Raw genomic sequence first — 17,978 nt, forward strand, 5'->3', positions numbered from 1 at the left:
TAGGAAACTGAAAGTTCAGAAATGTCTCTTTTTAAGAAAAATGAGAATGGAATTTATGTAAATGCTTTTAAAAAGTTGTTGTGTTTTTATTATATTCACAAGGCTGATCATTATGGTAAACTATATGACTAAAAAAATTATTCTTTCGCTATTACTTTTAATCCTGGGATACTTTATTTATAACCCACTGATACTATCGCCTGCAAATATAGAAGATCCTGAACCCATTAACTTTAAACGTGATCAAATATTTAAATTAAAAGATATTCCGGAGCTAAAGAGTTCTCGAAATATGGTTGTATATATTACTTTGACTCCGGAGGACCGAAAAAATTTAAACCAAATAATCCCCAAATGGAAAGTTTTAAAATCTGACAATACAGCTTTGATACATGATCTTCTTAATTGTGACTTCAGATATAACAATTCAGATGTTTCAACAACACAGAGTATGATGTATATCTATTCAAACAATACACTAGTTTTTGAAAGCGAAATTTCCTTAGATAAAAATAGTCTGGGACTTCAAAACAGATTAACAGGCTGGGCAACTCCGTTAGATAATAATCGTTTAATTACTATTATAAGCCAGTTTGACAGGTATAAACTACCAGTTTTGATTCTTAAGTGAATATTTTATGAAATAAAATCTTACTGGTTCCTGTACTCAGTATACATATCTGTGAAGAAGTACAATCACTTCTCCTGTGTCCTTAACAGTATACTCATAAGGTTCACATTCCTGTTTAATGATCTTCCTGCATTTGGGTTTCGATAAGAGCTTGACAAATGTTAAAGTGATGGAAGCCTTTTTTGTATGTAGCATAAAACGGATTGATAGTTTGGCTCATACCCATTTCAATTCCTCCCTGAACTTCCAGTACATAGAATGTAGAACCGTCTTCTTTTTGTCTTTTGGTGCAATTCGTAATCGTTATCATAGTCTTTTTTGATTTTAAGTTAATTGTTAATTAATGAAACAAGACACAAACCTTTATGCCCCCACTATTGCCTGGGGCTTAAAGGTTTAATGCCTGTTACCCCTTCACAAGTGAGGGTTATTCAGGAGTGTTGTATTATAAAAGAGAAAGATTGATATTCTCATTTCAGCCCAGGTTCAGTAGCGAAGTGTGATGAGTAGAAATCAGTATGGGAAGGTGCAGTGAAAGCACATTCACAAGAAAACACAGTGGTATCACAAGTAAAGGACTGGAAATGAAGTAACAATTGTTCTATCAAATAATATATCTCTGAATTTTTTTTAAGTTCTTAAAAGATGGGAGGGGATTCCATTAATGAGAAAGAGGACAGCACTGTTCAGGTGATATATATAAGCATATATCATTTTTTTGTCAAAAAAAATCAAAATTAAAAGAGGATTAATATCTTTGTAAATTACATGAAATTGTGATTTTGGATTATAAAAAAAATTTTGAAAAAATATTGGTTAGATATCAACAAGATAACGCGCCTATTTTTGTTGATTTTAGAGAATTAGTAGACTCAGTTAAATTTACAGAAAGAGCTACACATTCTATTCATTCTTATACTGCTAAACTATTGGCTAATATTCCATATTTCTTTTTAAATAATTCATATTTTGTCAAACCTAAGCAAAAAGTTTTAGACCCATTTTGTGGTTCTGGTACAGTTTTATTAGAAGCTAAACTTGCTGGTTTAAATCCATATGGTAGTGATGCAAATCCAACAACACATCTTTAGCTATTGTATTTAACGGGATACCATTGAGGAATATTTAGTTTCTGTTTTTTCAGCTTTAAGCCTGCTACTTTAGAGAAGGCTTAATGTGTCTTAGTTTGCCCATTTGTTGAATAAAACCATGCTTTCCTCTCCTACCTCCTTCCTTAACCCCCTCCAGGCAGTACAGCAACGGTCTCTACCCCCTTATACAAGTCCCGATCCCCCCTTACCCAAGGGGGTAAAGCCCCTTCATGAAGGGGATGGAGACCGTTCATGAAGTACCTCCGGACACTTATTGAACGGGCTGAAGGGGCTTCCGAAGGGCCTACGGGTATTTCTGAGCAGTATTGAGAGTGATTTAAAGGAATTTACGCTTTTCCGTAAGCAGATAATCGAAGTCTTTATTATTATTGCAGCATCGGATGAGTATATGGGTTATTATAAAATGGGCATGCTTTAAATAACACGACAGATGGGAAGGTCTTTTAATGTGGTACAATCTATCAAAAGAGGGGAGCGAAAAGGGGGACGATTTTATGACGAACCATGAAGAATGGTGACGAAACAAAGCATAAAAAAAGCCCCTAAAATAGAGGCTTTGTAATTTTTTGAAGAAATCTATTCTTCACTTTCGTGGTCCCACCTGGGCTCGAACCAGGGACCACCTGATTATGAGTCAGGTGCTCTAACCAACTGAGCTATAGGACCTCAAAACTTGGTTAAATTTTGTGTTTGCAAAAATAGTAAAATTTCTTTCACTACAAAATTTTTTATTGCTTTTCTTGGCAAAGTTCTACCAGCACACCGTTTGTAGACTTCGGATGAAGGAATACAACTAATTTGTTATCAGCACCTTCTTTCGGTTCTTCAGAGATAAACTGAAATCCTTCTTTTTTTAATCTTTTTACTTCTTCCAGGATATTTTCAACTCCAAAAGCCAAATGATGAATCCCTTCCCCTTTTTTGTCAATAAATTTTGAGATCGGGCTTTCAGGATTACTGGCTTCCAGCAGCTCGATTTTACTTTCTCCTGTTTCATAGAAAGATGTCACAACACCTTCTCTTTCCACTGTTTCTTTTTTGTAGGATTCTTTCCCTAACAGTTTCGCAAAAAGTTCATCAGAAACGCCTAAAGACTGTACGGCAATACCAATATGTTCTAGCTTCATAAATAGTAATCAATATAATTAAATCGTAAATTTGATACTGCAGTTGAATTTCAAAGTATCAATTCAAACAAAAGTACTAAATTTGCAGAAATTATGGAAAGTAACAGACAAAGAAAAGTAGCACAGATCATTCAGGAGGACTTCGCGGAGCTTTTCCGCAAACAGGCTGCAGAAAGCAAACAGAGCATATTGGTATCTGTTTCAGATGTAAAAGTAACTGCTGACTTAGGAATTGCCAAGATTTATTTAAGCATTTTCCCACAGGAATTCCGTACCGCTGTAATGAAGGAGATTGAAGAAAACAAACCTCAATACAGAAACTTCATTGGCCAGAAGATGGCAAAGCAGGTGCGTATTATTCCACAACTTAACTTTTACCTGGATACCGCTCTTGATGATGTTGAAAGACTGGAAAGAGAATTAAGAGGCGAAGGCGACAATCCTGTTTTATAGATCTTGAAGAATATTGCATTTTACATAGCATCCAGATACCTTTTGGCTAAAAAAGGGAGTACTGCCGTTACGTTCATTACGTGGCTGGCCGTGGGTGCCATGACGGTTGCTGTGGCTGCAATGTTCGTCATTATTTCTGTCTTTTCAGGACTTGAAGACCTGAACAAGGATCTTATTTCCAATCTGCATGCAGATCTTACTTTAAAAAGTACTTCCGGAAAAACTATCAAAAATCTGGATAATGTTACTCAAATTCTGAGTAAGAATAAAGAGATCAGCAGTTTCTCCCGTGTTATTGAAGAAAAAGTATACATCAGCTTCAATGGAAAAGGTGATATTGCCTATTTAAGAGGTGTTGATTCTGCTTATGTCAACGTAAATCCTATTAATAAAGAAGTATTCTACGGAACATATCCAAGTTTCAAATATTCTAATGAGGTATTGATGGAAAACAGTCTGGACAACAGACTTTCAATTCCTGTGGATTCTTCCAATCATTATGCAACCATCTTTATGCCCAAGCCGGGTACAGGAATCATCAGTAAGGAAGAAGACATTTATAATAAAAGAGATATTCTGGTAACGGGAGTTTTCCCTGGAAAAGATCAGCTGGACAATTATATTGTCTCTCCTATTGAACTTACAGAAGAATTACTTAGCCTTCCTAAAAAATCAGCTTACCAGATTGTCATTAAACTGAAAAATCCGGAAAATGCAGATGCAGTAAAACAAAGCTTGCTTTCTTCAATCGGAAAAAATATTGAGATTAAAACCAAGGAAGAAGAAAATGCGGCTTTCTGGAAGATGATCAACACTGAAAAACTTTTTATTTATCTGATCTTTGCACTGGTTATCTTTATTACCACCTTTAATCTTGCCGGAGCTATTATCATTCTTCAGCTTGATAAAAAAGAGCAGGCAAAATCATTGATATCACTGGGCTTCCCTTTAAGCCATTTAAGAATGACCTATTTCTACACCGGAATCCTGATTGTCATTTCCGGAGTCATCACCGGATTAATTATGGGAACAGCACTTTGCTATTTCCAGCTTTATACAGAATTCTTCAGAGCCAATGAGGTTCTACCATTCCCAGTGAAAATTGTTGGCAAAAATTATCTTATCGTAGCACTCACCGCTTCCCTGTTCGGAATCACAATTTCATGGTTCTTTTCAAAAATCAGCAAAGAATATATTACTAAAAACTAATATATTAACTTCACATATTACACACAATTAATATACTTCGGTTTCATTTTTTCGTACCTTTACGCCCCAATTTTAAAAAATGAAACAACTTTTATCTTTTTTTCTTGTAAGCGTGACATTTATAAGCGCTTTGGCACAGGCTCCGGCAGGATATTATAATCAATCGCCAGGATTAACAGGTGCAGCTCTTAAAACAGCTCTTAAAAACATTATCAGTAACGGACATGTAGACCATGGTTACAGCGGTTTATGGACTGGCTATGCAACAACTGACCGTGACTATTTTTACGAAAATGACGGAACCATTCTGGATATTTATTCTGAAAATCCCAACGGACCGGATCAATACAGCTATACATTAGGAACTAACCAGTGCGGAACATATTCTACGGAAGGACAATGTTATAACAGAGAACACGTTATTCCTCAAAGTTTATTCAACAGTGCTTCTCCTATGGTCGCTGACATTCACTTTATCCGTCCTACTGATGGAAAAGTAAACGGAATGAGATCAAATTATCCTTACGGAGTTGTTGGTAACACTTCTTTCTTATCTAAAAACGGATCAAAATTAGGAACATCTGTATCTCCGGGATATTCGGGCACAGTATTTGAGCCGATTGATGCGTTTAAAGGTGATATTGCCAGAATGATCCTTTATTTTGTGACAAGATATGAAGACAATCTTCCCAATTTTACTACCGGAGATATGCTTGCCAACACAGCATACCCTGGACTGCAGCCCTGGGCACTTAACCAGTATTTAGCATGGAATGCCATGGATCCTGTATCTCCTGAAGAAATTGCAAGAAATAATGCATCTTATACGTATCAAGGAAACAGAAACCCTTTCATTGACCACCCTGAATATGTTACTCAGATCTGGGGAACTCCGGTTGTTGACACACAGGCTCCTACAGCCGCAACAAACGTTGTAGCCAATAATCCTACTTCAAACTCTATCAATGTAAGCTGGACGGCTGCTACGGATAACATTGGAGTAGCATCTTATCTGGTTTATGCGAATGGTGCATTAAAAGCTACCGTATCAGGTACAACCACCTCTACTGTGATTTCAGGATTATCTCCACTTACTCAATATACATTCTATGTAATTGCTAAAGATGCAGCAGGAAATTCATCTCCGCAAAGTACAACCGCTACAGAGACAACCCTTGACGGGCCTGCAGGAGGCGGAAGCTGTGGAACGGAAGATTTCAGCACCATGCAGGATGGCTCATCTTTACCGTCTTCATACGCCACAAGAACGTGGACAAACAATAATATCACTTGGACAGCCACTCTGGCAAGAACCGACGAAACCATCAATGGTAAAGCTGTCTGTACCAATAAAGGAACTTTAACAAGTTCTGTTATTTCAGGCGGTGTTCAGTCTCTGACATTGACCACGCAGAGAAAATACAACGGTAACAACGGTAATCTGAACGTATTGATAAATGACGTTACTGTAGGAACTATCCCATACAGCAGCACTGTAACAACGACTACCATTAATGTAAATGTTAGCGGTAATGTGACAATTAAGATCGTAAATCCAAACAGTGGCGACAGGGTTGCAATGGATGATCTCAGCTGGACATGTTTCGGTACGTTGGCAACAGCTGAAACTCCAAAAAATAAATCAGAATTCACCATCTACCCTAACCCGACAAGAAATAATGAATTATCCGTAAAGGGAGAAAATCTCAGCAAAATTTCAAAAGCTGACATCTATGATCTTTCAGGAAAATTAATTGAAACAATTGCTAATCCTTTCAGACATTCAAACAAGATTAACCTTAAAGGTATGACAAAAGGAACTTATATCCTGAAAGCAGACGGTTTCTCTGCTAAATTTATCGTAGATTAATTATTAAAAAATATTTAAAACCAAAGGCCGGATTTGTCCGGTCTTTTTTTTATTTTTGATATATGGATTCCAACAAAAAATTAGGATTGATAGGACGAAATATTTCTTATTCATTTTCTAAAAAATTCTTCGAAAACAAGTTCCAGAAGCTCATGCTGAAGAACTTTTCCTACGACATTTTTGATCTGAACGAAATCAATGAAGTAGAAAATCTTTTTGCTTCTCCGGAGCTGTTAGGATTTAATGTCACCATTCCTTATAAAGAAAAAATAATTGATTATCTTGATGAATTAAGTGATGAAGCTGAGAAAATAGGCGCTGTTAACTGTGTTCTTATTCAGGACGGTAAAAAGACAGGCTATAATACGGATGCCTTCGGCTTTGAAAAGACGCTTCTTTTACACAGAAAACCTTCACAGGATAAAGCTCTGATCTTAGGAAACGGAGGAGCCGCAAAGGCAGTAAAGTATGCGCTGGATAAGCATAATATTCCTTCATTAACTATTTCCAGAAGTACAGAAATCAATTTTGAAAACCTTGATAAGGAAACGGTTTCAGAACATAAAATTATTGTTCAGTGTACGCCGGTAGGTACTTTTCCAAATGTTAAAGACTGTCTGAACTTTCCTTTTGACGGGCTTTCCTCAGATCATCTGGTTATTGATCTGATTTACAATCCCAACTACACCCAATTCATCCTCAATGCCTCTGAAAAAGGAGCAAAAACAGTAAATGGGTATTATATGCTTGAACAGCAAGCAGAAAAAGCCTGGGAAATTTGGAATTTTCAAAAAAAATAACATAAATTAGTGCTTTAATTGGCCTTACAGCTATATTTAAAGGATATTAACGCCACTCACATAAAAGATTTGCTATGACTACAGAAAACAATCTTTCTGAAAACGAAGAAAAGAAAAATCCTAACGAAGTATCTCAGGACACATCAGAAAACGCGGTTTCTCATGATGCAAACCCGCATGAAGATGATGCAGAACACCTGGAAGAACATGAAGAGGAAGAAATCTCTCTCGCCGATGCTTTAAAGGAAATGGAAAAAATCATCAACACTCCTAATGCCGGTGAAAACTTCAAAAGATTCAACCAACTGAAGGAAAAAGCAAGTCATTACATCCATGATGAAGTGGAAGACAAAAGACATGAATACATAGAAGCCGGAAACGCTGCTGAAAATTTCAGCTATGAGCATCCTTCTCAGGCTAAGTATTCTGCATTAGTCAATATTTTCAAGGAAAAACATGACGATTTCCAGAAAGGACAGGAAGAAGAACAGAAGAAAAACCTTGAACACCGCCAGAATATTATTGAAAGACTTAAAAATCTTTATACCAGCTCTGAACCGGGGATCAATCTTTTCAAATCCATCCGTGAGATAAAAGAAGACTGGTCAAAAGCCGGACAGGTTGCAAAATCTGAATTTAAAATTCTTAATAACAACTATTTCCACCACCTGAATCAGTTTTATCAGATGCTGGATCTGAACAAAGAATTTCTGGAGCAGGAATACAGCCATAATCTGGAAAAAAGAGAACACATCATTGCCCATGCCAAAGAACTGGAAAACGAACCGGTGATCCAGAAGGCGCTGAATGAGCTGCAATATCTTCATAAACTCTGGAAAGAAGAAGCCGAACCTGTAGCAGAAGAATTCCGTGAAAAAACATGGGAAGAATTCAAAGAAATCTCCAACAAAATTCACGAAAGGAAATCTGAGCTTTCTGCTTCTATTGAAAAAGAACAGAGTGAAAACCTTGAAAAGAAAAATCAGATCATTGCTGAAATTAAAAAGCTTTCCGAGCCTTCAGAAACACCTAACCACAACTACTGGCAAAATGCCATCAAAAGAGTGGAAGACCTGCGAGCTGACTTTTTGAAAACAGGAAGTGTACCAAGAAAACTTTCCAACCAGAACTGGAATGACTTCAAAACAACACTAAGAGCTTTTAATACAACGAAAAACAATTATTACAAATCGTTAAAAGGATCTCAGCAAGCCAATCTTGAAGAAAAACTGAAACTGATCCAGACCGCACAGGATAATATGAACAATGAGGAATGGGACATCTCAGTGCCTTTATTCAAAAAGCTTCAGGAAGACTGGAAAAAAATCGGGCACGTACCAAAGAGCATGACCAATAAGATCTGGGATGAATTCCGTGATGCATGTAACGCATTTTTCAACAATTACAGAGAGAAAAGCAATACTTCAACTGACAACTGGAAGGAGAACTATAAAAACAAAAAAGCTCTTCTTGATGAACTGAAGGAAGTTTCCAATGATGAAGGAAGCATCGAAAGAATTGAGCAGATCAAAACTTCATGGAATAATATCGGAAAAGTTCCAAGAGACAAAATTTCAATCAACTCTGAATTCAACAAAACATTACGAGAGAAATTGAAAATAAACAAGATCAATGAGCTTGAGCTGAAAGAAGAAGGCTTATCTGAAAACCAGCTTACCGACAAAGCGAGAAAGATCAAAAATCAGATCTCCGATCTTGAAGCAGAAATTGTAAAGCTGGAAAACAACCTGTCTTTCTTCAACAAGCCGTCAAGAGAAAATCCTCTTTTAAAGGATACTTACAATACCATTGATGAGAAAAAAGCTCATCTGGAAACGTTAAAACAAAATCTCCACAACATTATCAGCGGAGAATAATACATAACAAAATACATAAAGGCGGAGCAAAGTAATTTGTCTTCGCTTTTTCTTTTTATACAATATGAACAACGACGAACTTTATATCAAAAGATGTATAGAACTGGCCCGGAAAGCTCTTGGTAAAACATATCCCAATCCTCTTGTAGGAAGTGTGATTGTCCACAACGGGGAAATTATTGGTGAAGGATACCATCATAAGGCAGGAGAAAACCATGCTGAAATCAATGCCATCAATTCAGTTAAAAATAAAGACCTTATCCCTGAATCCACAATTTATGTCTCCCTGGAGCCTTGTGCACATTATGGGAAAACTCCGCCTTGTGCTTTAAAAATTAAAGAACTTGGATTTAAAAAAGTGGTGATCGGGGTAATGGATTCCCATGATAAAGTGAACGGCAAAGGAAAGAAAATCATTCAGGATGCAGGCATTGAAGCCGTTTCAGGAATTCTGGAAAAAGAATGTATCGAACTCAATAAAAGATTTTTCACCTATCATGAAAAGAAAAGACCTTATATCATTTTAAAATGGGCAGAATCCGGTGATGGATTTCTGGATAAGGATTTTAAACCAACTGCTGTTTCCAACTCGCTGGTAAATCAATTTGTTCATCAGCTGAGAGCCGACGAGCATGCTATTTTAGTAGGAACACAAACAGCTTTAAATGACGATCCAAGCCTTACTGTAAGAAATGCAGAAGGAGTAAACCCTGTCAGAATTTTAATCGACTTTGATCTGAAGGTTCCGGCTCATTACAATATTTACAATAATGCTGCAAAAACACTGGTTTTAAACTCTGTGAAAGAAGGCAATGAAAACCACATCCAATTCATAAAAACAAACAAGGACAATTTTCTGTCAGAATTGATGGATGCTCTGTATAAAGAACAAATACAGTCCGTCATCATTGAAGGTGGTCGTTTTACATTACAACAATTCATTGATGTCGGTCTTTGGGACGAAGCCATTGTAATTAAAAATGAAAACCTTAAACTGAAAAATGGAACCAAGGCACCTGACTTTGATTATACAGCCGACAGACTTGAAAATTTCAGAGATAATACAGTCTCATTTTACACAAACAAAAATAAAATTAAGCCGTCAGAATAGGCGGCTTAATGTATGATCATGACGCAAAATAGTAAAGCATTTAATACTTTTGCATCCATAAAGCCGGAATACACAATGACGTTTGAATACAAAACCATAGAAAAACCCATAGAAAACACTCTTTTAAAAGAAAAAGGAAGCAAGTTCATCGGATTTGCTTACCCTGTAAATAATGAAAAAGAGTTAAAAACAGCTTTGGAAAAGGTCAGGGAAGAACATCCGAAAGCGACCCACCATTGCTATGCTTTCAGAATAGGATTGAATGGTGAAAACTATCGGGCCAATGATGACGGCGAACCTTCCGGAAGTGCAGGATTACCTATCTACAATCAGCTTCTGGCGAATGAGATCACTAACGTGCTTGTAATTGTAGTCCGCTATTATGGAGGTACCAAACTTGGCGTTTCAGGATTGGTAAAAACCTATAAGGAATCTGCGAAGATTACATTGGAGGAAGCACATATCATTACCCGTGAGCTGGAAACAGAAGTCGAGATCCGGTTTAATTTTAATCAACAGAACACGATATTCACCCTGCTTTCGAAATTTGACGGCAAAGTCCTGAATTTCGACGCCAATGAAAACTGTATCCTTACAGCATCCCTGAAACTGGCCCAAAAAGAAAGCATCTCAGAAAAACTTTCCGAGATGCAGTATGTTTCATTTGAATTTAATGATTAATCCCTTCTTCCTCCAAGGAGCAAAGATGCCCAGTACAGAAGCTGTGCCAGTGAACCTAAAGCAGCTACCACATACGTTCTTGCCGCCCATTTCAGACTGTCCTGTACCCCAACAAATTCTTCTGCAGTTACTGTTCCTGTATCTTTAAGCCATTTCATTGCTCTGTTGCTCGCATCATATTCCACCGGAAGTGTTACAAAAGCAAAAAGCGTTGTCACGGCAAACATGGCAACTCCGATTGCAAGAATTGTCGTATTTCCATTTGGATTCTCAATCGTTCTTGATGCTGCCATTACAGCGATACCTGCAATCAGGACAAACTGCATCAGATTGGAACTTATATTAACAATAGGAACCAGTTTTGAACGTAAATTCAACATAGAGTATCCTACTGCGTGTTGTACTGCATGACCGCATTCGTGAGCTGCTACTGCCGCTGCCGCTGCGTTTCTCTGCATATAAACTCCTTCAGAAAGGTTAACTGTTTTATCTGCCGGATTATAGTGGTCCGTCAACTGCCCGGGTACTGATATTACCTGAACATCATTTATCCCGTTATCTCTCAACATCTTTTCCGCTACTTCTTTCCCCGAAAGGCCATTTCGAAGGTGTACATTGGAATAATATTCAAATTTCGATTTCAATCTGGACGAAACCCACCAGCTCACCAACATTGAAATACCAATAATGATATAATAACCCACCATTTTATATAAATTTTGTGTTTAATTTTACCCATAATCAAATAAAAACTGTGCCAAAGTATACGATATTATTATTTATATTTGTCCTTTAATTCTTCTCAAAAAACATGTCTACAATTTCAATTATTGAAGTAAAAACTGCGGGTCAGCTGAAGCAATTCGTAAGATTTCCAATGGATCTGTATAAAAACAATCCTTACTACGTTCCGTCCTTTATCAATGACGAAATCAACATTTGGAATGCTGATGAAAATCCTGCGCTTCAATATTCGGAGGCCAGACAATATCTTGCCTATAAGAACGATAAAATTGTAGGAAGAATTGCGGTTCTTATTAACCACAAAGAAGAGAAAGAGTTAGGAATTAAAAAAGTACGCTTTGGGTGGATCGATTTTATTGATGATGCTGAAGTTTCAAAAGCATTAATTCAAAAAGCAGTTGATTATGCCAGAGAAAAAAACATTGACAAAATTGAAGGCCCAATGGGTTTCACCAATCTGGATAAAGCCGGAATGCTGATAAAAGGGTTTGACCAGCTGGCTACAATGATCGGGATTTACAATCACGAGTACTATCCGAAACATCTGGAAAACCTGGGATTGACCAAGGAGAAAGAATGGGTAGAATTTGAAATTATCTTCCCTGAAACCCTGCCTGAAAAAATCCACAAATTTAATCAGCTTATTTCCGAAAAATACAAACTGAAAGTTTTAAAATTCAAAACAAAGGAAAAAATCATTCAGTATGTGGATCCTATGTTTGATCTTTTGGACGAAACTTACAAACACCTTTCCACCTACACTCCTATTTCTGACGAACAGCGTAAAACCTATAAAGAGAAATATTTCAAACTTATCGACAAAGATTTTATTGTATGCATTGCTGATGAGCACAATAATCTGATCTCTTTCGCGATTACAATGCCTTCATACTCCAGGGCCCTGCAAAAATCAGGAGGAAAGCTGCTTCCTTTTGGCTGGTGGCACTTTCTAAAAGCAGGAAAGAAGAATGACAGAGCCAACTTCTACCTGATCGGAATTCATCCGGACTACCAGAGAAGAGGAGTTACTTCTATCATTTTCAAAGAAATCTGGGATATATTCAGAAAAAAAGGAGTCAAATACCTGGAAACCAACCCTGAGCTGGAAGAAAACAAAAGCATTCAGCTGCTATGGCAGGATTATAATCCGGTAAACCATAAGAGAAGAAGAACCTATTCTATGGAAATCAATAACTGATGCTGTATTTTGTACTAAGTAATAATTTAAAATTTAAAAATTTATGAAACCACAGCTGATCATTTTTGCCATTTTAATAGCTGGATTTATTATTTACAATTTCTTTTTTCAGTCACCGGATGACAAAACAAATACGGTGATTAATATTCTTTTTGCCAGTATTCTTTTCGGGTATATTTCATTTATGGCTTATACTCTTTTGAAAAAAATGAAAAAATAAAATCAATCCCAACAGTGCTTTTAACAAGTTATCTTTATTTGTACTAAACATTCAAAATACCCCAAATGTTATCTGACAGAATGTAATTTTCCACATTCACTACAAAAAAGAGGGAAAACACAGCAAAAAAAACGAAGACAAAAAGCTAATTTTTATTGATTCTAAATTACTGATTTAACTCATTTTCATCCTACTTTTAAGCTGATAAATTTCATGCTTTCTTGTTTATTCGCTAAATTTGCAAATTGAGATAATAATGCAAAAATGAATTTACCTGAAAGTTATATTCCAATCCTTATCCAGGCTGGTGTAGCAGTAGGATTTGTAGCGGTTTCTTTGCTTGGTGCACATTTCTTAGGCCCACAGCAGAAAAAAGGAAACTCTGTAAAAAACCAAAGCTGGGAATGTGGGGTTCCTGTAGAAGGAAACGCCAGAACACCGTTTTCTATCAAGTACTTCCTGACTGCGGTATTGTTCGTACTATTCGATATTGAAATCGTATTCTTTTATCCTTACGCTGTAAACTTCAGAGAATTCGGCATGGAAGGATTCCTTGCCGTGCTTACGTTCGTAGCCATCTTTTTCATGGCGTTTTTCTATGTGTGGAAACGCGGTGCGTTAGATTGGGATAAATAAATTTTAATTAAAAGATTGAATGTATTTAAGTAATTTAAAGATTTCCAAGATCTTATTTTTTAATCTTTAAATATTTTAATCTTTAAATATTTACTAAAATGTCAGATAAAAAACCAGTAATAAGAACAGATGCACCTGCTCCTGAAGGCTATGAAGGAGAAGGGTTTTTCGCAACAAAACTGAGCAGTGTAATCGGGATGGCAAGAAAGTTTTCACTTTGGCCGTTACCATTTGCAACCTCTTGTTGTGGTATCGAGTTTATGGCTACCCTGAACCCTACTTATGATGCTTCAAGATTTGGGATGGAAAGAAACTCTTTCTCTCCAAGACAAGCAGATATGCTGATGGTTTGCGGAACTATATCAAAGAAATTGGGACCAGTCCTGAAAGAAGTGTACACTCAGATGGCTGAGCCAAAATGGGTGGTAGCAGTTGGAGCCTGTGCTTCCAGCGGTGGTATTTTTGATACGTATTCTGTACTTCAGGGAATTGATAAAATTATTCCGGTAGATGTTTACGTTCCGGGATGTCCTCCGAGACCTGAACAAATTATTGAAGGCGTAATGCAGGTACAGGCTTTGGCAGAAAGCGAAAGCATCAGAAGAAGAGACATGCCTGAGTATCAGAAATTATTAGATTCTTACAACATAAGCAACTAACGGAAATGACAAACGAATTTGTATTAGAAGCCATCACAAGAGAATTTCCGGAATCTGTCATTTCAAGCTCAGAGCCTTATGGAATGCTGACGATTGAAGTAAAAAAAGAAGATATTAAGAAAATCATTCACTATCTTAAAGATTCATCTCTGGAAATCAATTTCCTTACAGATATCTGCGGAATTCATTACCCTGAGTTCCCGGAAAAGGAAATAGGTGTTGTCTACCATTTACATAATATGATGACCAATTTCAGATTACGTCTGAAAATCTTCATGTCCAGAGAAAATATTGAGGTAGATTCCCTTACGGATCTATATGCGGGAGCAAATTGGATGGAAAGAGAAACGTATGATTTCTATGGGATTAAATTTAAAGGACATCCGGATCTCAGACCTATTCTGAATATGGAAGATCTCGGATACCACCCAATGTTGAAAGAATATCGCCTTGAAGACGGTACAAGAACCGACAAGAACGATAGTATGTTCGGAAGATAAAAAAGCGAATGGCCAATGGCAGCTAGCCAATAGCCAGAAGCAAATAGCTAAAAGCAATCATTATGAAAGATAACTCATTATCTAATATACTAAACCAGTACGAAAGTAAGGAACAGATTGACGGGCAATTATATACCCTCAACTTAGGACCTACCCACCCTGCTACCCACGGGATTTTCCAGAATATCTTAACGATGGACGGAGAAAGAATCCTTCACGCTGAGCAAACCGTAGGATATATCCACAGAGCATTTGAGAAAATTTCTGAAAGAAGAAACTATTCTCAGATCACTACCCTTACAGACCGTATGAATTACTGTTCTGCACCAATCAATAACTTAGGCTGGCATATGACAGTAGAAAAACTGATCGGCGTAGAAGTTCCAAAACGTGTAGACTATATGCGTGTTATCCTGATGGAGCTTGCCAGAATCGGTGACCACCTGATCTGTAATGGGGTAACCGGGATGGACTCAGGAGCGATTACAGGTCTTACCTATATGTTCATCGAAAGAGAACGTATTTATGATATGTATGAGCAGATCTGTGGTGCCAGAATGACAACCAATATGGGAAGAATCGGAGGATTTGAAAGAGATTTCACTCCTAAATTCCATGAGCTGATCAAGGATTTCTTAAAGACATTCCCGCCAAGATTCAAAGAGTTCTGTACTTTACTGGAAAGAAACAGAATTTTCATGGACAGAACCATCGGTACGGGAGCGATCTCTGCCGAAAGAGCATTAAGCTACGGTTTCACAGGTCCAAACTTACGTGCAGCAGGTGTAGATTACGATGTAAGAGTTGCACAGCCTTATTCTTCATACCAGGACTTCGACTTTATTATTCCTGTAGGAACTTCAGGAGATACTTACGACCGCTTCATGGTTCGTCAACAGGAAGTCTGGGAATCCATCAAAATTATCAAACAAGCATACGAAAACCTTCCGGAAGGACCATTCCATGCGGATGTTCCTGATTTCTATCTTCCTGAAAAGGCAGATGTATATCAGAAAATGGAAGCATTGATCTACCATTTCAAAATCGTAATGGGAGAAACTGATGTACCGAAAGGAGAAGTTTATCATGCAGTAGAGGGTGGAAACGGAGAATTAGGTTTCTATCTTGTGAGTGACGGAGGAAGAAGCCCTTACAGACTTCACTTCAGAAGACCATGTTTCATCTACTATCAGGCATACCCTGAAATGATTACGGGTTCTGTAATTTCAGATGCCATTGTAACGATGTGTAGTATGAATATTATTGCGGGAGAATTAGACGCATAACATTGTAAAAAGTACCATTGTAAAATGTATTCATGATTTTACAATGATCAAATAAATAAGTCATTAGTACATTGTACACTGTACAATAATACATTTAAAAAAATGAGCGAAACAATAGCTTTTAAACCGGAAAGTTTAGCACAGGTACACAAAATTATCGCAAGATATCCTGAAGGAAGACAGAAGTCTGCTCTTCTTCCTGTACTTCACCTGGCACAGAAAGAGTTTGGAGGATGGTTAGATGTTCCTGTAATGGATTATGTTGCCGGACTATTAAGCATCAAACCGATCGAAGTATATGAAGTGGCTACTTTCTATACGATGTTCAATATGAAACCGGTAGGTAAATACGTTCTGGAAGTTTGCAGAACAGGTCCTTGCATGGTTTGTGGAAGCGAAAAAATCCTGGATCATATCAGAACCAAGCTGAACATTAAAGACGGAGAGACTACTGAAGACGGTATGTTCACACTAAAACCGGCAGAATGTCTTGGAGCATGCGGATATGCACCGATGATGCAGCTTGGAAAATTCTTTCATGAAAATTTAACGATAGAAAAAGTAGACGAAATCCTTGATCTTTGCAGACAGGGACAGGTTGCTTTAGACTAATAGAAATTTTAAACTCTAAATTTTAGATTTTAAATTATTCACTTAACGTTTAATCATAATTAATGCAAGGCACCAAAAGCCAATTGCAATAAGCAAATAACAATGAGTAAAAAACTTTTACTTAAAGACGCACATATAGAAGGTATCCGTTACTTTGAAACCTACCGTAAGCAGGGAGGTTACACAGCAGCTGAAAAGGCCTTGAAAATGACTCCTGACGAAATTCTTGAAGAAGTAAAGGCTTCAGGACTGAGAGGTCGTGGTGGAGCCGGATTCCCGACAGGAATGAAATGGAGCTTTCTGGCAAAACCTGAAGGTGTTCCGAGACACCTTGTTGTGAATGCGGATGAATCTGAGCCCGGAACATTCAAGGACAGATATTTGATGGAATTCCTTCCTCATTTATTGATCGAGGGAATGCTGATTTCTTCTTACTGTTTAGGTTCCAATACTTCTTATATCTACATCCGTGGAGAATATTCATGGATTCCGGATATCCTTGAAGAAGCTATTGAAGAAGCCAAAGCAGCAGGATTTTTAGGTAAAAACATTTTAGGAACCGGTTTCGATCTTGAAATCTACGTACAGAGAGGTGGTGGAGCATACATCTGCGGTGAAGAAACTGCATTGCTTGAATCCCTTGAAGGAAAAAGAGGTAACCCAAGATTAAAACCACCATTCCCGGCTGTAAAAGGTCTTTGGGAGAGACCAACGGTGGTAAACAACGTTGAGTCTATTGCAGCAGTGGTTCCGATCATTGATATTACAGGTGCTGAATACGCTAAAATCGGGGTTGGAAGATCTACAGGAACGAAATTGATTTCTGCTTGTGGAAATATCAACAAGCCTGGTGTATACGAAATCGATATGACGATCACTGTAGAAGAATTTATCTATTCTGATGAATATTGCGGTGGTATTAAAGATGGTAAAAGACTGAAGGCTTGTATCCCCGGAGGAAGTTCTGTTCCGATTGTTCCTGCAAATCTATTGCTGAGAACAGTGAACGGAGAGCCAAGATATATGAACTATGAATCATTGGCAGACGGTGGTTTCGCTACCGGAACCATGATGGGTTCAGGAGGTTTCATCGTTTTGGATGAAGACCAGTGTATTGTAGAACATACCATGACTTTGGCAAGATTCTACAATCACGAAAGTTGCGGACAATGTACTCCTTGCCGTGAAGGAACGGGATGGATGTACAAGATTTTAAAGAAAATCGAGAAAGGAGAAGGAAAAATGGAAGATA

The 17,978-nt window shown here is 37.4% G+C and carries 20 protein-coding genes and 1 tRNA gene; 17 read left to right on the forward strand and 4 right to left on the reverse strand.

Translation table 11 applies throughout. From position 1 onward, the window contains the following. The first annotated feature begins 124 nt into the window (after positions 1-124). Positions 125-631 (forward strand): hypothetical protein, encoded by a 507-nt coding sequence (locus ACE3RB_RS06070; protein ID WP_374463418.1) that lies wholly within the window; start codon positions 125-127, stop codon positions 629-631. A gap of 115 nt (positions 632-746) precedes the next feature. On the opposite strand, the gene ACE3RB_RS06075 is transcribed toward ACE3RB_RS06070, so the two are convergent. Further along, positions 747-941: a hypothetical protein gene (locus tag ACE3RB_RS06075; RefSeq protein WP_374463419.1), complete on the reverse strand. Its 195-nt coding sequence runs from the start codon at positions 939-941 to the stop codon at positions 747-749. A 472-nt stretch (positions 942-1,413) separates the two neighbouring features. Here ACE3RB_RS06075 and ACE3RB_RS06080 point away from each other — a divergent pair, with 472 nt between their 5' ends. Beyond that, entirely contained in the window at positions 1,414-1,722 is a 309-nt protein-coding gene (locus tag ACE3RB_RS06080) for a DNA methyltransferase (protein ID WP_374463420.1), read from the forward strand. A 613-nt stretch (positions 1,723-2,335) separates the two neighbouring features. On the opposite strand, the gene ACE3RB_RS06085 is transcribed toward ACE3RB_RS06080, so the two are convergent. Beyond that, positions 2,336-2,409, reverse strand: a tRNA-Ile gene (locus ACE3RB_RS06085). A 62-nt stretch (positions 2,410-2,471) separates the two neighbouring features. Further along, positions 2,472-2,870 carry a methylmalonyl-CoA epimerase gene (gene mce / locus ACE3RB_RS06090; RefSeq protein ID WP_374463421.1) on the reverse strand — a complete coding sequence of 133 codons (399 nt, stop codon included), beginning with the start codon at positions 2,868-2,870 and terminating at the stop codon, positions 2,472-2,474. Positions 2,871-2,963: 93 nt separating this feature from the next. On the opposite strand from mce, the gene rbfA reads away from it, so the two are divergent. The 7 genes from rbfA to ACE3RB_RS06125 all read left to right on the forward strand — a co-directional run bounded on the left by rbfA (position 2,964) and on the right by ACE3RB_RS06125 (position 10,871). Further along, positions 2,964-3,323, forward strand: coding sequence for a 30S ribosome-binding factor RbfA (rbfA, locus tag ACE3RB_RS06095; protein ID WP_002983518.1), 360 nt, complete (start codon positions 2,964-2,966; stop codon positions 3,321-3,323). A gap of 3 nt (positions 3,324-3,326) precedes the next feature. Continuing rightward, a complete protein-coding gene (locus ACE3RB_RS06100; RefSeq protein ID WP_374463422.1) occupies positions 3,327-4,532 on the forward strand; it encodes an ABC transporter permease in 1,206 nt (401 codons plus the stop codon). Between the two features lie 79 nt (positions 4,533-4,611). Then, positions 4,612-6,402, forward strand: coding sequence for an endonuclease (locus ACE3RB_RS06105; protein WP_374463423.1), 1,791 nt, complete (start codon positions 4,612-4,614; stop codon positions 6,400-6,402). A gap of 62 nt (positions 6,403-6,464) precedes the next feature. Next, positions 6,465-7,202, forward strand: a complete 738-nt coding sequence (locus tag ACE3RB_RS06110) for a shikimate dehydrogenase (RefSeq protein WP_374463424.1) — start codon at positions 6,465-6,467, stop codon at positions 7,200-7,202. Positions 7,203-7,276: 74 nt separating this feature from the next. After that, complete coding sequence (locus tag ACE3RB_RS06115) at positions 7,277-9,079, forward strand: DUF349 domain-containing protein (protein ID WP_374463425.1); 1,803 nt, start codon at positions 7,277-7,279, stop codon at positions 9,077-9,079. A 64-nt stretch (positions 9,080-9,143) separates the two neighbouring features. Next, positions 9,144-10,190, forward strand: coding sequence for a bifunctional diaminohydroxyphosphoribosylaminopyrimidine deaminase/5-amino-6-(5-phosphoribosylamino)uracil reductase RibD (ribD, locus tag ACE3RB_RS06120; protein WP_374463426.1), 1,047 nt, complete (start codon positions 9,144-9,146; stop codon positions 10,188-10,190). Positions 10,191-10,265: 75 nt separating this feature from the next. After that, entirely contained in the window at positions 10,266-10,871 is a 606-nt protein-coding gene (locus tag ACE3RB_RS06125) for a YigZ family protein (protein ID WP_374463432.1), read from the forward strand. Here ACE3RB_RS06125 and ACE3RB_RS06130 read toward each other — a convergent pair. After that, the gene (locus tag ACE3RB_RS06130) at positions 10,868-11,578 is read right to left on the reverse strand and encodes a zinc metallopeptidase (protein WP_374463427.1); all 711 of its coding nucleotides are present in this window, start codon (positions 11,576-11,578) and stop codon (positions 10,868-10,870) included. The genes ACE3RB_RS06125 and ACE3RB_RS06130 overlap by 4 nt on opposite strands. A 104-nt stretch (positions 11,579-11,682) precedes the next feature. On the opposite strand from ACE3RB_RS06130, the gene ACE3RB_RS06135 reads away from it, so the two are divergent. From ACE3RB_RS06135 to nuoF, 8 genes are all read left to right on the forward strand, one after another. After that, positions 11,683-12,813 carry a GNAT family N-acetyltransferase gene (locus ACE3RB_RS06135; protein ID WP_374463428.1) on the forward strand — a complete coding sequence of 377 codons (1,131 nt, stop codon included), beginning with the start codon at positions 11,683-11,685 and terminating at the stop codon, positions 12,811-12,813. A gap of 43 nt (positions 12,814-12,856) precedes the next feature. After that, entirely contained in the window at positions 12,857-13,033 is a 177-nt protein-coding gene (locus tag ACE3RB_RS06140) for a hypothetical protein (protein WP_374463429.1), read from the forward strand. Positions 13,034-13,297: 264 nt separating this feature from the next. Further along, positions 13,298-13,669 (forward strand): NADH-quinone oxidoreductase subunit A, encoded by a 372-nt coding sequence (locus tag ACE3RB_RS06145; RefSeq protein ID WP_002983537.1) that lies wholly within the window; start codon positions 13,298-13,300, stop codon positions 13,667-13,669. Between the two features lie 98 nt (positions 13,670-13,767). Next, complete coding sequence (locus ACE3RB_RS06150) at positions 13,768-14,328, forward strand: NADH-quinone oxidoreductase subunit B (RefSeq protein WP_002983540.1); 561 nt, start codon at positions 13,768-13,770, stop codon at positions 14,326-14,328. A gap of 5 nt (positions 14,329-14,333) precedes the next feature. Beyond that, positions 14,334-14,828 carry an NADH-quinone oxidoreductase subunit C gene (locus ACE3RB_RS06155; RefSeq protein ID WP_002983541.1) on the forward strand — a complete coding sequence of 165 codons (495 nt, stop codon included), beginning with the start codon at positions 14,334-14,336 and terminating at the stop codon, positions 14,826-14,828. A gap of 62 nt (positions 14,829-14,890) precedes the next feature. Continuing rightward, complete coding sequence (nuoD, locus tag ACE3RB_RS06160) at positions 14,891-16,114, forward strand: NADH dehydrogenase (quinone) subunit D (protein WP_002983543.1); 1,224 nt, start codon at positions 14,891-14,893, stop codon at positions 16,112-16,114. A gap of 102 nt (positions 16,115-16,216) precedes the next feature. Continuing rightward, positions 16,217-16,726, forward strand: a complete 510-nt coding sequence (gene nuoE / locus ACE3RB_RS06165) for an NAD(P)H-dependent oxidoreductase subunit E (RefSeq protein ID WP_002983545.1) — start codon at positions 16,217-16,219, stop codon at positions 16,724-16,726. A 102-nt stretch (positions 16,727-16,828) separates the two neighbouring features. Next, positions 16,829-17,978: NADH-quinone oxidoreductase subunit NuoF (nuoF, locus tag ACE3RB_RS06170; RefSeq protein ID WP_374463430.1), on the forward strand; the 1,150-nt coding region annotated here is incomplete at its 3' end.

Source organism: Chryseobacterium sp. (genome assembly GCF_041914225.1).
Taxonomy (GTDB): domain Bacteria; phylum Bacteroidota; class Bacteroidia; order Flavobacteriales; family Weeksellaceae; genus Chryseobacterium.